At 41.1% G+C, this 14,032-nt stretch carries 12 protein-coding genes and 1 riboswitch; of the genes, 7 read left to right on the forward strand and 5 right to left on the reverse strand.

Annotated elements, in window-relative coordinates; translation table 11 throughout:
* Positions 1-29: 29 nt before the first annotated feature.
* Positions 30-428 carry an H-NS family histone-like protein gene (locus ACO5E4_RS03005; RefSeq protein WP_314953151.1) on the reverse strand — a complete coding sequence of 133 codons (399 nt, stop codon included), beginning with the start codon at positions 426-428 and terminating at the stop codon, positions 30-32.
* 160 nt (positions 429-588) lie between these two features.
* A riboswitch (Lysine riboswitch) is annotated at positions 589-762 on the forward strand.
* 95 nt (positions 763-857) lie between these two features.
* Between ACO5E4_RS03005 and ACO5E4_RS03010 the strand changes: the two genes are divergently transcribed.
* The 3 genes from ACO5E4_RS03010 to ilvN all read left to right on the forward strand — a co-directional run bounded on the left by ACO5E4_RS03010 (position 858) and on the right by ilvN (position 4,913).
* Positions 858-2,390 carry a Na+/H+ antiporter NhaC family protein gene (locus ACO5E4_RS03010; RefSeq protein WP_485862029.1) on the forward strand — a complete coding sequence of 511 codons (1,533 nt, stop codon included), beginning with the start codon at positions 858-860 and terminating at the stop codon, positions 2,388-2,390.
* Between the two features lie 313 nt (positions 2,391-2,703).
* Positions 2,704-4,422: an acetolactate synthase 3 large subunit gene (locus ACO5E4_RS03015; RefSeq protein ID WP_485862030.1), complete on the forward strand. Its 1,719-nt coding sequence runs from the start codon at positions 2,704-2,706 to the stop codon at positions 4,420-4,422.
* Positions 4,422-4,913 (forward strand): acetolactate synthase small subunit, encoded by a 492-nt coding sequence (gene ilvN / locus ACO5E4_RS03020; protein WP_109432460.1) that lies wholly within the window; start codon positions 4,422-4,424, stop codon positions 4,911-4,913. Before ACO5E4_RS03015 ends, ilvN begins: the two co-directional genes overlap by 1 nt.
* A gap of 95 nt (positions 4,914-5,008) precedes the next feature.
* Here ilvN and ACO5E4_RS03025 read toward each other — a convergent pair whose 3' ends face one another.
* Positions 5,009-5,797, reverse strand: coding sequence for an NYN domain-containing protein (locus ACO5E4_RS03025; RefSeq protein ID WP_485862031.1), 789 nt, complete (start codon positions 5,795-5,797; stop codon positions 5,009-5,011).
* A gap of 302 nt (positions 5,798-6,099) precedes the next feature.
* Here ACO5E4_RS03025 and cra point away from each other — a divergent pair, with 302 nt between their 5' ends.
* The gene (cra, locus tag ACO5E4_RS03030; protein ID WP_485862032.1) at positions 6,100-7,089 is read left to right on the forward strand and encodes a catabolite repressor/activator; all 990 of its coding nucleotides are present in this window, start codon (positions 6,100-6,102) and stop codon (positions 7,087-7,089) included.
* Here cra and ACO5E4_RS03035 read toward each other — a convergent pair.
* Positions 7,073-7,795, reverse strand: coding sequence for a SanA/YdcF family protein (locus ACO5E4_RS03035; protein WP_485862033.1), 723 nt, complete (start codon positions 7,793-7,795; stop codon positions 7,073-7,075). The genes cra and ACO5E4_RS03035 overlap by 17 nt on opposite strands.
* A 193-nt stretch (positions 7,796-7,988) precedes the next feature.
* Here ACO5E4_RS03035 and metX point away from each other — a divergent pair, with 193 nt between their 5' ends.
* The 3 genes from metX (at position 7,989) to ACO5E4_RS03050 (ending at position 10,840) form a co-directional block, all read left to right on the forward strand.
* The gene (gene metX / locus ACO5E4_RS03040) at positions 7,989-9,086 is read left to right on the forward strand and encodes a homoserine O-acetyltransferase MetX (RefSeq protein ID WP_485862034.1); all 1,098 of its coding nucleotides are present in this window, start codon (positions 7,989-7,991) and stop codon (positions 9,084-9,086) included.
* Between the two features lie 306 nt (positions 9,087-9,392).
* The gene (gene purR / locus ACO5E4_RS03045) at positions 9,393-10,394 is read left to right on the forward strand and encodes an HTH-type transcriptional repressor PurR (protein ID WP_109858790.1); all 1,002 of its coding nucleotides are present in this window, start codon (positions 9,393-9,395) and stop codon (positions 10,392-10,394) included.
* A gap of 125 nt (positions 10,395-10,519) precedes the next feature.
* Entirely contained in the window at positions 10,520-10,840 is a 321-nt protein-coding gene (locus ACO5E4_RS03050; RefSeq protein ID WP_314953132.1) for an HI1450 family dsDNA-mimic protein, read from the forward strand.
* Positions 10,841-10,939: 99 nt separating this feature from the next.
* Here ACO5E4_RS03050 and ACO5E4_RS03055 read toward each other — a convergent pair whose 3' ends face one another.
* Together ACO5E4_RS03055 and ACO5E4_RS03060 are read right to left on the reverse strand one after the other, a co-directional pair.
* The gene (locus tag ACO5E4_RS03055) at positions 10,940-11,980 is read right to left on the reverse strand and encodes an ATP-binding cassette domain-containing protein (protein WP_314953130.1); all 1,041 of its coding nucleotides are present in this window, start codon (positions 11,978-11,980) and stop codon (positions 10,940-10,942) included.
* Position 11,981: 1 nt separating this feature from the next.
* Positions 11,982-14,000: an ABC transporter permease subunit gene (locus ACO5E4_RS03060; protein ID WP_314953128.1), complete on the reverse strand. Its 2,019-nt coding sequence runs from the start codon at positions 13,998-14,000 to the stop codon at positions 11,982-11,984.
* Between the last annotated feature and the right edge of the window lie 32 nt (positions 14,001-14,032).

A 14,032-nucleotide genomic window follows, 5' to 3' on the forward strand; every position in this document is an offset into this window, starting at 1 on the left:
TGGGTTTCTCACGATAATTAAAAATAATATTAAATTTTGAAATCGGATAAAGATTGACCTTTATCTAATTTTATTTGAATTGCTTTTGGTGTACGACCTTGACCCGTCCAAGTTTTTGTTATGCCATTTTCATCGACATACTGATATTTTGCCGGGCGCGCTTCTCGTTTTTTACGGGGAATTTCCGCACCTAAAATTTCAGCTAATTCATCAACTGTAATACCTTCTTTTTTCAATAAATCTTTATATTTAGCGATACGTTCTTGACGCGCTTCTTCCTCTTGTTGAATTTTCAAGAGTTCTTCTCTTTTTTCAGAAATAACCAGTTGTAACTTTTCTAAAATACTTTCTAATAATTCTAACGATTCATTCCGGGCAAGAACACGTAAACTACGAATATTTGTTAAAACTTTTAACACTTCAGCCATTAAATTTACCTCCGATATTCACTATTAATATAAAGTCCTTAGCTATCATAAACAAATAAATATTCTAGGTAAACAGAATTCATCGAATTTATTTATGACGTAAAATTTCATTTTTCTTATTGGCATTCCTCTTTTTTTATTGTAGTCTTGTGGTGTCCTATACATACGTAGAGGTGCAAACGTTATAAGTATATTTTCAGAGTGGATAACGATGAAGGAAATGGAAAGGAGCGTTTGCCGAAATCAGTTAAAAGTCGTTTTAACTGGTTGGTGGCGTCTTCGAAAGAACCGTCACTGTCATAGTCAATAACAACTATGGAGCGCTACTGGTTAGGTTAGGTCTTTATTTGCCTGCCTTTTTAAATCATTTCTGATTATTCTAAATATTTAAAGTCAGTGGTTCTCCCTTAATTTTAGGTAGAACAACATATGGAACTCATCGATTATTCATCGTCAATTTGGTCAATACTTCCTCCTTTACTTGCGTTGCTATTAGCTATTGTTACGCGCAAAGTTATCCTTTCTTTAAGTGTCGGTATTTTGGTCGGCGCAGCTATGTTAGCGAACTTTGAACCGTTGAATACCTTAGAGTATTTAAAAAATAATGTCTCATCCCTCTTCATTAAAGAAGACAGTTTAAATAGCAACAATATTAACATTCTGCTTTTCTTATTATTGCTTGGCGTTTTGACCGCACTTTTAAGCATGTCCGGCAGTAACCGTGCTTTTGCCGAATGGGCGCAAAAGCACATCAAAGGTCGCCGTGGTGCTAAATTAGTGGCAGCCTCTTTAGTTTTTATCACCTTTATTGATGACTATTTCCACAGCTTAGCCGTTGGTGCAATTGCGCGTCCAATTACCGATAAATTCAACGTCTCTCGTGCTAAATTAGCTTATATTCTCGACTCCACTGCCGCGCCAATGTGTGTGCTTATGCCGGTGTCCAGCTGGGGAGCATACATTATTACGTTAATCGCAGGTTTATTTGCAACCTACTCACTCACCGGCTACACCCCAATCGGTGCCTTTATGGCGATGAGTGCCATGAACTTTTATGCTATTTTCTCCATTTTAATGGTGTTCTTTGTTGCCTATTTCTCTTTTGATATTGGCTCGATGGCACAACATGAAAAACTCGCTTTGGAAACTGAAAATACAGAAGAAGAGCAACTCTCTGATGTAAAAGGCCATGTACGTAATCTTGTATTACCGATTTTAACCTTAATTATCGTGACCGTTTCCGCCATGATGTATACCGGTAACGAAGCCTTAGCCACCGATGGCAAACCTTTCTCTATCTTAGGTGCATTTGAAAATACTATCGTTGGCGTGTCATTAGTTACTGGGGGGGTAAGTGCTGTATTGGTTGCTTCACTTTGCATTTTTGCTGATCGTTTGGTTAATATCTCCGAATACATCAAAGCATGGGGCGTAGGGATTAAATCTATGTCCGGCGCGATTCTCATTTTATTCTTCGCATGGACAATTAATAATGTGGTAAGCGATGTGAAAACCGGTGCTTATTTAGCGTCTCTAGTTTCCGACACATTGCCATTTGCCTTATTGCCTGCACTTTTATTTATTTTGGCATCGATCATGGCATTCTCCACAGGCACCAGCTGGGGAACATTCGGAATTATGTTGCCAATCGCTGCCGCCATTGCCTCTCACGCAATGCCGGGCTCTGTAGAATTTATGTTGCCTTGCTTATCCGCAGTTATGGCAGGCGCAGTTTGCGGCGACCACTGTTCACCGGTATCCGATACGACCATTTTGTCTTCCACTGGGGCAAAATGCGACCACATGGATCACGTTACCTCACAGTTGCCTTATGCCCTTACCGTGGCAATCGCAACTATTGCAGGCTATATCGTTGTCGGTTTCACCTACTCCGGCCTGCTTGGTTTTATCACCACAGGTACTGTACTTGCCTTACTCGTGTTTATCTTTAAAAAACGCTAAATTGTGATCTAGCGCACAAAACCAAAACAAAAAATTTAATTTTGTTAAATTTATAAAATGTGGCATAAAGTCGCATTTTTTATACTTAAAATAAAAATAATTTTATAAAACACCAAAATTAAAATTTAAAAAGAGTTTTATGCTAACAAATCCAGAAAAATTCCATTTTCTAATCAAATTTTAAATAGACAACTCAGCTGCTTTCCATTACAAATAACTCCATCCCCTACAAAGTACCCACATTTACGTTGCCCATGCAAAAGTGCGGTCAAAAAAATCAGTGTTTTTTAAGACAACATATTAAGAGGTGAAAATGAAAAAATTATCGGGAGCAGAAATGGTCGTTCAATCCTTGCGTGATCAAGGTGTTGAATTTTTATTTGGTTATCCGGGTGGAGCCGTTTTAGATATTTACGATGCAATCCATACTTTAGGGGGCATCGAACACATTTTAGTACGCCACGAACAAGCGGCAGTACACATGGCTGACGGCTATGCACGAGCTACCGGCAAAGTGGGTTGTGTTTTAGTCACCTCCGGCCCGGGCGCCACCAATGCCATTACCGGTATTGCCACGGCGTATGCGGATTCCATTCCGTTAGTGGTACTTTCCGGACAAGTCCCATCGGGGTTAATTGGTAGCGATGCCTTCCAAGAATGTGACATGATAGGCATCTCCCGTCCGGTCGTGAAACACAGCTTTTTAGTTAAAAACTCGGAAGACATTCCGACCATCATTAAGAAAGCCTTTTATATTGCCTCTACCGGTCGTCCCGGTCCTGTAGTGATTGATTTGCCGAAAGACATACTCAATCCGTTGAACAAATTTGCCTACACTTATCCGGAAGAAGTTACTTTGCGTTCTTACAGCCCAACGGTGCAAGGTCACAAAGGGCAAATCAAAAAAGCATTAAAAGCCTTATTGGTAGCAAAAAAACCGGTGCTTTTTGTGGGCGGTGGTGTGATTTCGGCCAACTGCCACGATGCCTTAACACGCTTTTCTAAACAGTTAAATTTGCCGGTCACCTCTTCTCTTATGGGCTTAGGTGCTTTCCCCGGCACGGATAAACAATTCCTTGGTATGCTCGGTATGCATGGCACCTATGAAGCCAACACCGCCATGCATAACAGCGACTTGATTTTAGGTATCGGCGTTCGCTTTGACGATCGCACCACCAATAATCTCGCGAAATATTGCCCGAATGCGAAAGTGATTCATGTGGATGTGGATCCCACCTCCATTTCCAAAACCGTACCGGTAGCAATTCCGATTGTAGGTAGCGCAGAAAGCGTATTAGACGAATTTTTATCGTTATTGGAAGATGAAAATCTTGCTAAATCCCAATCTGATTTAACTGATTGGTGGAAACAAATCGAACAATGGAAAGCCGTGAAATGCTTAGATTTCAATCGTCACAGCGGCGTAATCAAACCTCAGCAAGTGATTGAAACCATCTATCGTTTAACTCAAGGTAATGCTTATATGGCATCTGATGTAGGGCAACATCAAATGTTCGCGGCCTTACACTACCCGTTCGACCAACCACGTCGTTGGATCAACTCCGGTGGGCTTGGCACGATGGGCTTCGGTTTGCCAGCAGCACTTGGTGTCAAACTGGCCGATCCGAAAGCAACGGTGGTTTGTATTACCGGTGATGGGAGTATTCAAATGAACATTCAAGAGCTTTCTACCGCCAAACAGTATGATATTCCTATCGTCGTCATTTGTTTGAACAACCATTTCCTCGGTATGGTGAAACAATGGCAGGATTTGATTTATTCCGGTCGCCATTCGCAAACTTACATGAACTCGTTGCCGGATTTCGTGAAATTAGCGGAAGCCTACGATCATGTGGGTATTCAAATCGCCAAACCGGAAGAACTGGAAGAAAAACTCAAACAAGCGTTCAGCATAAAAAATAAACTGGTCTTTGTTGATGTCAACGTTGATGCCAACGAACACGTTTACCCAATGCAAGTGCGTGGTGGCGCTATGAATGAAATGATTTTGACTAAACCGGAGAATGCATAATGCGTAGAATTTTATCAGTATTACTCGAAAATGAATCAGGCGCGTTATCCCGCGTTGTCGCCTTATTCTCACAACGTGCTTTCAACATCGAAAGCCTGACTGTGGCACCCACAGACGATCCAACGTTATCCCGTATGACTATCGAAACCTACGGTGATGAACAAGTGCTAGAGCAAATTGAAAAGCAATTGCACAAATTAGTGGATGTGTTCAAAGTGATTAATTTAAGCGACTGTGAACACGTTGAGCGTGAAGTGATGTTAATTAAAGTCCGAGCACAAGGCGCGGCACGGGAAGAACTGAAACGTTTGACGGATATTTTTCGTGCGCAAATTGTGGACGTCACCACGAAGTCTTACATTATCCAACTCACCGGCACCAAAGACAAACTGGATGCCTTCGTGAGCACACTAAAAGAAGAAGCCGTTGTCATCGAAATCGTCCGCTCCGGTTTAGTGAGCTTACCACGTGGAGAAAAGGGCTATTTATAGCCGCTATATAAACATCAAGTGCGGTCAAAATTTGTTGTAAATTTTGACCGCACTTTTTTAGTTAACTACGCGTCGAAAAGCAGAGGCTATCTATTTTATTTTTTTAATTTGACATACATTTGCCCAGGGCTATTTTCTGAATCCTTTTTAAGCTGACATTCAAAAATATTGCTATACATTTTTACAAGATCACTTAGTTTTTTACATCCATAGTTCCGCGGATCAAAATCAGTTTCCAATAACCCCCACTGTTGTCCCAAAAAACCTAATTGTATCCAGTCAGGTTGTTGTTCAAAAATTTTATGTAACGTTTCTAAAGGAAGCCCTTTACCTTTTGTTGTAGAAGTTTTAGCAGTCTTAGATATTTGAAGTTGACTAGATCCTTTTTTACCAACGACATTTCCTATTTCTTCCGTCTCATCATGTAAATTTTCAACATAAATAAAACGACTACAGGCATTACGAAATGCGGCTGGAGTCTGCTTCTTACCAAATCCATAAACGGTAGCGCCTTGTTCCTTCAAGCGAATTGCTAATGCAGTAAAATCACTATCACTGGAAACTAAACAAAAACCATCAAAACGATTTGTATAAAGTAAATCCATAGCATCAATAATCATAAACCCATCAGTTGCATTTTTCCCTGTCGTAAAGGCAAATTGTTGCATAGGTTTAATTGCGTATTCATTAATGGCTTCTTTCCACTGCCCATTCGTAGAAACAAAATTGCCATAAATACGTTTAACTGTCGCCTCCCCATAATGTGTTGTTTCTTCCAAAATGGCTTTAATATCTTTAACAGAAGCATTATCAGCATCAATTAATACCGCTAAACGTTTAGTACTTTCTTCCACTACATTAAAACTTGTCTTAATTTTAGACATATTCTTATTCCTAAAAATAAATGTGAAACAGTGTAAATTGCTCGTTAAAAATGCATTGAAAAACGCGAGTAAAAAAACGACCGTACTTTTATGCCATTTTTAAGCAGTGTTACTTACTATCTATTCACAAAATATATTACATAAACAAACACCGTATATAACCCTCCTGGAAAAAATAAGCAATTTTGTGATATGCGTACCATTTTTAATAAAACGAGGTGCTATAATTTATGTAGTTACATACAAAATTTGTGCAATTTAATCAATCTACGATCTATTTCTGACATTTATAAGGAGTTAATGTGAAATTAGATGAAATCGCCAAGTTGGCGGGCGTTTCTTGCACAACGGTAAGCTACGTTGTAAATGGAAAGGCGAAACAATATCGTGTAAGCGATAGCACGATAGCTAAAGTGCAGGCGCTGATTAAGCAATATGATTTTAAACCCAATGCCATGGCAGCAAGCTTGCGCGTGGGCAAAAGTAAAACTATTGGTTTGATTATTCCTGATTTTGAAAATATCAGCTATGCCAAAATCGCCAACAAGTTGGAAAATCGTTTACGAGAAAAAGGATATCAGCTACTCATTTCTTGCTCCAATGATCACATCAAAAATGAACAAGATTGCGTAAAACATTTATTACAACGTCAAGTTGATGCGTTGGTTGTCTCTTCTGCACTGCCTTATGACACAGATTTTTACCAAAATGCCGATGTACCCGTTATTGGATTTGATCGCCGTATTCAATCACCAAACGTCGTGAATGTCTTGACCGATGATGAAGGCGACGCATGCCGCTTAGCCAAGGAGTTTCTCAAACTGCCGAATCAACAGCACGTGTTATTCTTTGGCGCATTGCCCGAATTGCCCACTAGCAAGGAACGTGAGTTGGGTTTTCGCAAAGCACTGAAAGATAAAACGATAAAAGTTGATTATTTATATACGGATCAATTTCATAAAAACAATGCGGCAAACACATTTGCGCAATGGTTATCAGAACAAGGGGATTTGCCAACCACCATTTTTACTACCTCATTTACGCTATTAGAAGGCGTAATGTTGGTATTATTGCAACGTTTGAGCCATGTGCCTCATCACTTAACGATTGCAACCTTTGGTCATTTTGAAATGTTAGAATTATTAGAAAATCCAGTGATTTGTAGCGTGCAAGATTACGATAAAGTATCGCAATCTCTATTAAATTTGGCATTTGATGCCATTTCGAAAAAACATAAAACGATAGTAAATAACACGCCTATCAGCCGTAAAGTGATTAAATACCACTGTTAGCATCCGTCACATCGGGAATCGTCACCGGTGGGGGCAAAGGTTCAGGCGCCCCTAAAAAGTGCGGTTCCCTTTCCATTAATAAATCCCATACAGCCTGCAAACGAGCAAAAAATTCTCGCACCCGCACTTTTGTATAACCTTGCGGATAATCGGCAACAAAACAAATGGCATCAATGTTATGGAATTTTGCAATAAATAAAGCACGTTCACAGTGGAATTTTTGTGAAATGATCATCAGAGAATGGGCTTTAAACACTTGATCGGCACGAACCACGGAATCCAATGTGCGGAATCCGGCAAAATCTAAATAAATAAACTCTTGCGGAACGCCCATCTTTTTCAAATCTTTCAACATGGTACGCGGTTCATTGTATTGCAATGTACGGTTATCACCACTTAACAATAAATAATCTACTTTTCTTTTTTCAAACAAACGTTGTGCCGTCAATAAGCGATTGTAATAAAAGAGATTCAGAGTGTTATCCGAGAAATATTTTGACGTGCCAAGCACCAACCCATAAGGACGATTTGGCACTTTTTCGATGTCGTAGTAGATGTCATTACGTACATAGTATCCAATGGTCTGATCAACAATCACCAACAAAATCGCAAAAAAAGCCACAAACAACGCCATGTAACGGGAAAGCCGTTTCATCTGCGTTAGTGTGAAATATGTTTGTAACTTTTCTTTTAAATTCAATTTCATTAGCTGTTTTATCAGAAAAAATTGGTATTCAACATAATGAAAAAAAGCCTGGAATTCAAGTGTAATTTCGTTATTTATAGCCTTAAAAACTTCCAGATGTTTAGACGTCTAAAATTTCTTGACAAGGGATAGTCGCAGGATGTAACGTTACTCACCTTTACTGATAACAAGAGAAATTGCGCCGGATTTTGCAATGACAATAAAAAAGACCACCGTTTTTACCCATCAACCTTTACAGCTTACGTTAGGCGGTCAACTGGAACACATCGAAGTTGCCTATCAAACTTACGGTGTATTGAATGCGGATAAAAGCAATGCCGTGTTAATTTGCCATGCCCTTACCGGGGATGCTGAACCCTACTTTGAAGAGGAGACAAACCAACAAGGTTGGTGGCAAAATTTCATGGGCGAGGGGTTAGCATTAGATACTTCACGCTATTTCTTTATTTGTTCCAATGTGCTTGGTGGTTGCAGAGGCACAACCGGCCCATCTTCACTTAATCCCAAAACCGGTCGCCCGTACGGTAGCCAATTTCCTACCGTGGTAGTACAAGATATTGTAAAAGTGCAAAAAGCCTTATTAGACTCTCTGGCTATTCCACATTTGCACGCCATAATTGGCGGTTCTTTCGGAGGAATGCAAGCTAATCAATGGGCGATTGACTATCCTGATTTCGTTTCTAATGTAGTGAATTTATGCTCTTCTTTATCTTTCAGCGCAGAAGCCATCGGGTTTAATCACGTTATGCGTCAAGCGGTTATCAGCGATCCAAACTTTAATAACGGCGATTATTACGACGGAGCCAAACCGGATAAAGGATTAGCGTTAGCGCGCATGCTTGGCATGCTTACCTATCGTACAGATGTTCAGCTGACCAAAGCTTTCGGACGTGCGACCAAAGCAGAAGGCAATTTGCAAGGAGACTATTTCCAAGTGGAGTCTTATTTGAGCTACCAAGGACAGAAATTTCTTGCGCGCTTCGATGCCAATAGCTACCTGCATTTATTACGCGCATTGGATTTATACGATCCAAGCCTCGGTTATGCCGACTTAAAAACCGCACTTTCTCGCATTCAAGCACGTTACACGTTAGTTTCAGTAGATAACGATCAGCTGTTCAAATTGCCGGAATTGCGCAAAAGTAAACAGCTCTTGGAAGAAAATGGCGTTAATTTAAATTATTACGAATTCAGCTCTGACTATGGTCATGATGCCTTTTTAGTGGACTACGCCTTTTTTGAACATAAAATTCGTGATGGATTAGCAGGAAAGACAGAAGAAAGGTTCTAAAAAGAAACCGCACTTTAAAACTAAGTGCGGTTTCTTTTTGATGTGTTTTTCATTAGAAAATGGAAAACGCTAAAACAAGAATCACGCTAAGAGAAAGCGCAACCGTCATCATTGCATAACCGAAAGTCCCCATGATTCACCTCTTTTTTTGTCTTTATGTTAAAAGAGCCTATATCTTAACAAAAAATTCACATAAAAAGCCAACCAAATATGAAAAAGCCGACAGATTAATAAAAATTCTGTGTTATGCCCTTAACCAAAAGCACTTACCTCTTTATAATAGCCAAAATTTTTAGGGAGAAAGTTATGGCTACCATCAAAGATGTTGCCAAAATGGCAGGCGTATCCACCACCACGGTGTCGCACGTAATCAATAAAACCCGCTTTGTGGCACAAGAAACCGAAAGTTTGGTTTTACAAGCCATCAAAGATCTTAATTATTCCCCAAGTGCGGTGGCGCGTAGCCTTAAAGTGAATACCACCAAATCTATCGGCATGATCGTCACCACCAGTGAAGCACCTTATTTTGCGGAAATCATTCATGCGGTGGAAGAACATTGCTATCGCCAAGGTTATTCATTGTTTCTGTGTAACACGCAAAATAATGCGGAAAAAATCAAAAACCATTTGGAAATGCTAGCGAAAAAACGCGTAGATGGCATTTTGGTTATGTGTTCCGAATATTTTCCGGATTCCTTAAACCTACTCTATTCTTTTGAAAATATCCCGATGGTCGTGATGGATTGGGGCCCGAACGTACACACTGACATCATCCAAGATAACAGCTTTGATGGCGGCTATTTAGCCACTAAACATCTCATTGAAAACGGCCATAAACACATCGGCATTATTGCCGGTGAGCTCACCAAAACAACGGCTAAAACCCGTTATGAAGGCTTTATCCATGCGATGAAAGAAGCCGATTTAACGGTTAATCCGAACTGGGTAATGGAAGGCTTTTTTGAACCGGAAGACGGCTATGAGTGCATGAATAAAATTTTAAGCCAAGACAACCTACCAACCGCCGTATTTTGTTGTAACGATGTCATGGCGTTGGGCGCAATTTCTGCGATTGGCGAAAAAGGCTTACGTGTACCGGAAGACATTTCCATTATCGGTTATGACAACATTCATGCCTCACGTTTTTATTCACCGCCACTGACAACCGTGCACCAATCTAAGTCTCGTTTAGGTGTGCAAGCCGTGAATTTATTATTTGAACGCATTAACCATAAATCCGATCAGAAAGAAAAAATTGAAATCCACCCTGAATTGGTGGTTCGCAAATCGGTGAAAAAGATGGCATAAACAAATAAAAAAGGGGCTTAAAAAAGCCCCTTTTCTTCACATTTTAAAACGCCACAAAAACCGACCGCACTTTCGCCGCAATTATGCTATGATGAGCCCCCAATTTACTTGCATGGAATACACAAATGAGCGAATTCAAAAAACTGGATCCCGATACGGCGATTGATATTGCCTATGATATTTTTCTTGAGATGGCACCGGAAAATCTCGATCCTGCCGATATTCTGTTATTTAATCTGCAATTTGAAGAACGTGGCGCTGTGGAGTTCGTCGAAACCGCTGATAACTGGGAAGAAGAAATTGGTGTGTTAATTGATTCGGAAGAATATGCCGAAGTCTGGATTGGACTGGTGAATGAACAAGACGAAATGGATGATATTTTTGCCAAGTTTTTAATTTCTCACCGAGAAGAAGATCGTCAATATCATATTATTTGGAAAGAATAACAGACATTTTCCGTTCATACTCTCTCGCCAGTTTCCTCGCCCTATTCGTCTAACACAGGGCGAAAAACACGGTAAAACCCACCGCACTTTCCGTCTTTTCTATTCCTCTACAGGCAGCACAAACCAACCAATCGGACGTAACTTAACAAAATACTCGGGCTGATTTGGTATGTAATCATTCGGATTTAAATGCACTAATAATGGCAAACCATGCCATTGCACCTGAATCTCCCAATAATTCCCCATAGAAATCGTCGATTGCACATCACAACGTTCCGCAGGTTCTCCTGTTAACTCTAATAACACGCCTTCCGGGCGAATACCGAGCAAATAATTTCCATCCTGTGGTAGCTCATTCGATTCAATCGATAAGGGATTTTCTGCCAGAATATAGTTTCCGTTTTTTACCGTCACAGGAAAGAAAGACACTTCCCCCATGAAGTTTGCCGTAAAACGAGAGGTTGGATGATGATAGAGCGTATTCGGCAAACCAATCTGTTCGACTTTTCCTTGGTTCATCACCACTACCGCATCAGAAATAGCAAAGGCTTCTGTTTGATCGTGGGTCACATAGAGCACGGTAATGCCCAATTTCTGTTGTAAATGACGAATCATCTCACGCATGGTGCGGCGCAAGTTGGTATCCAAATTACTTAACGGCTCATCAAATAATAAAATTTGTGGCGCAATTACCAACGCCCGCGCCAAGGCAACACGTTGTTGTTGTCCACCGGAAAGTTGTTCGATACGGCGATGTTCAAATCCCTCGAGCTCCACCATTTTTAATGCTTGACTGACTTTTTCAGCGATATCGGAGGAATGGTTTTCCTTTATTTTCAAACCAAACGCCACATTTTCCCCGACCGTTAAATGCGGGAAAAGTGCGTAGGATTGAAAAACAATCCCCACGCCTCGCTGTTGTGGCGGTAACCGACTGATGTCTTTTCCGTCACATAAAATTTGCCCTTGATCGAGATCTTCTAATCCGGCAATAAGGCGCAGAATGGTGGTTTTGCCACAGCCTGATGCGCCCAATAAGGTCGTAAATTTGCCTTTTTCAAAAGAAAGATTGAAATCTTGCAATACCTTGGTTGAACCAAAAGCTTTATAAACCTTTTTTAATTCAATATGTTGTGTCATGTTATCGTCCTAACTTTGTCTCACCAACCCATCGACCAAATAAGCCGATAACCAGCATCATAATCACAATTAAACTAGCGCCATAGGCCACGGCTAAACCGTAATCGCCATCTTCTACCCGATTTAAAATAAACGACGTTGCCACGCGGGTGCTCGGCGTAACTAAGAAAATAATCGCACTAATGGTCGTCATGGCACGCACAAAACTGGTTACCAAAGCAGACAATAAAGCGGGCTTCAATAAAGGCAAAGTGATAAAACGTAACGTCTGAAACGCACTAGCTTTTAAAGAATAGGCGGCTTCATCCAATGCCGGATCTAATTGTTTAAAATTCACTAACGCGGCACGTAAACCAATAGGCATATTGCGAGTCACCATCGAAAGCACAATGATCGCCCCTGTGCCGGTTAAATAAAGTGGGACATTATTGAACGCAAGAATGTAAGACACCCCGGCAACCGTTCCCGGCACCGCAAAACTGAGCAACGTGAGAAATTCAATGTGCTTTTGTCCGAAGAAGCGATGACGAGAAAAGAAATAAGCCAACAAAAAACCACTCACTGCCGTAAAAGGGGCGGCGATCACGGCGAACAAGACGGTTTGCACTAAAGACGGAATCGCACCGTTCTTCCAGCCTTGTCCGAATAGCGTGATGTAGTGTTGTAAAGTAAAGGTGTGATTAACACCCCAGTTCTGCATCACGCTGCCGTAAAAAATACTGCCATACAATAAAGCATTGAAACCAACCCAGGCAGCAAAAATACTTACAACGGTAATCTTTAAACCGAAAGATAACGGCGAGCTTCGACCTTCAAACCCTTTGCCCGAGAGCGTAACGTAATTTTTACGCCCGATAAAATGATATTGCAGCCAGAAAATCCCGAGGGAAATGCTTAACAAAATAATCCCCAAGGCACTTGCAGAGACATAGTCGTTTTGTGCCCCCATAATGTAAAAATAAATTTGCGTTGCCAACACGTCAAAATTGCCGCCTAACACAAAAGGCGAGCTGAAATCCGCCAAAGATTGCACCATCACGATTAAAAAGGCATTGGCTAATGCCGGTTTCAATAACGGCAACACGATAAAACGAAAACTCTGCCAACGATTTGCACCGAGCATGACGGCGGCCTCTTCCAATTTCGGTGAAAGATTTTTTAATGCCCCTTCCAACAACATAAATGCCATGGGCGTGAGTGCCAACGTGTGAGAAATAAGAATGCCGTTAAAGCCATAAAGCCAATTTGGGTTCACGCCGAAATGTTGCGCGAGAAATTGTGTCACATAGCCTGAGCGCCCAAACATCAACATCACGCCTAGGCTCACGACAAAAGGCGGCGTTACCATCGGCAATAAGGAGAAGATCTTGCTGATAAACAAACTGCGTTTGGCAATTCTTGTGGTGTACAACGCCAAAACAAGCGCAAAGGCAACAGAACATACGCCGACCGCAGACGATACCGCCAAAGAATTGCCAATGACTTTCCACAAGCCGAGGTGATTTAATAACGTAACAACACTGCCAAACTCACCGGATTCGCCGGTAAAAAAGATCGTAAATAATGCGGTGATAGGATAAAAAATAAAGCCGATCACCAACACGGCAAGCCCTGTGGCGACCGCCAATAAAAAACGATCTCCCCGTAAAAAACCTAAACGAGCTAAGGCATCCACGAATATGGCGCCGATGGCAATAAACAGGAAAATCACCGCATAGCCGAAGCGAAAAGCATAAGCTTCCGCGGAGAACCAAATGAAGAAGCTCAAAAGTGCGGTCAAAATAACGGTTATTTTTGCCGAGTGGCGAGAAGCAGAGAATCGCTGAAACAAGGGGAAAATCCATAATGCACCAAACCACAGCCAACTGATATTGACCTTAGCCCATCCCATCGCGGCGAAATATTCTTTCGCAGTCGCCCCGGAAATTCCATAATCCAAGGCACGCACCGGCAAACAGGCAAATGCCAGAAAAGCGAGCAAAATCCAAGTGATAGGTTGATGAAATAGGTGTTTTAGCATGGATACGTCAGCATAAGATCTTGCTCGGCACG

It is taken from the genome of Aggregatibacter sp. (assembly GCF_057314075.1).

What these genes read in the sequence shown, in the direction of transcription:
- ACO5E4_RS03005 (WP_314953151.1), bottom strand. Translation starts at nt 428, where the DNA reads ATGGCTGAAGTGTTAAAAGTTTTAACAAATATTCGTAGTTTACGTGTT.
- metX (WP_485862034.1), top strand. Translation starts at nt 7,989, where the DNA reads ATGACAATAAAAAAGACCACCGTTTTTACCCATCAACCTTTACAGCTT.
- ACO5E4_RS03015 (WP_485862030.1), top strand. Translation starts at nt 2,704, where the DNA reads ATGAAAAAATTATCGGGAGCAGAAATGGTCGTTCAATCCTTGCGTGAT.
- ilvN (WP_109432460.1), top strand. Translation starts at nt 4,422, where the DNA reads ATGCGTAGAATTTTATCAGTATTACTCGAAAATGAATCAGGCGCGTTA.
- ACO5E4_RS03010 (WP_485862029.1), top strand. Translation starts at nt 858, where the DNA reads ATGGAACTCATCGATTATTCATCGTCAATTTGGTCAATACTTCCTCCT.
- ACO5E4_RS03060 (WP_314953128.1), bottom strand. Translation starts at nt 14,000, where the DNA reads ATGCTAAAACACCTATTTCATCAACCTATCACTTGGATTTTGCTCGCT.
- purR (WP_109858790.1), top strand. Translation starts at nt 9,393, where the DNA reads ATGGCTACCATCAAAGATGTTGCCAAAATGGCAGGCGTATCCACCACC.
- ACO5E4_RS03050 (WP_314953132.1), top strand. Translation starts at nt 10,520, where the DNA reads ATGAGCGAATTCAAAAAACTGGATCCCGATACGGCGATTGATATTGCC.
- ACO5E4_RS03025 (WP_485862031.1), bottom strand. Translation starts at nt 5,797, where the DNA reads ATGTCTAAAATTAAGACAAGTTTTAATGTAGTGGAAGAAAGTACTAAA.
- ACO5E4_RS03055 (WP_314953130.1), bottom strand. Translation starts at nt 11,980, where the DNA reads ATGACACAACATATTGAATTAAAAAAGGTTTATAAAGCTTTTGGTTCA.
- ACO5E4_RS03035 (WP_485862033.1), bottom strand. Translation starts at nt 7,795, where the DNA reads ATGAAATTGAATTTAAAAGAAAAGTTACAAACATATTTCACACTAACG.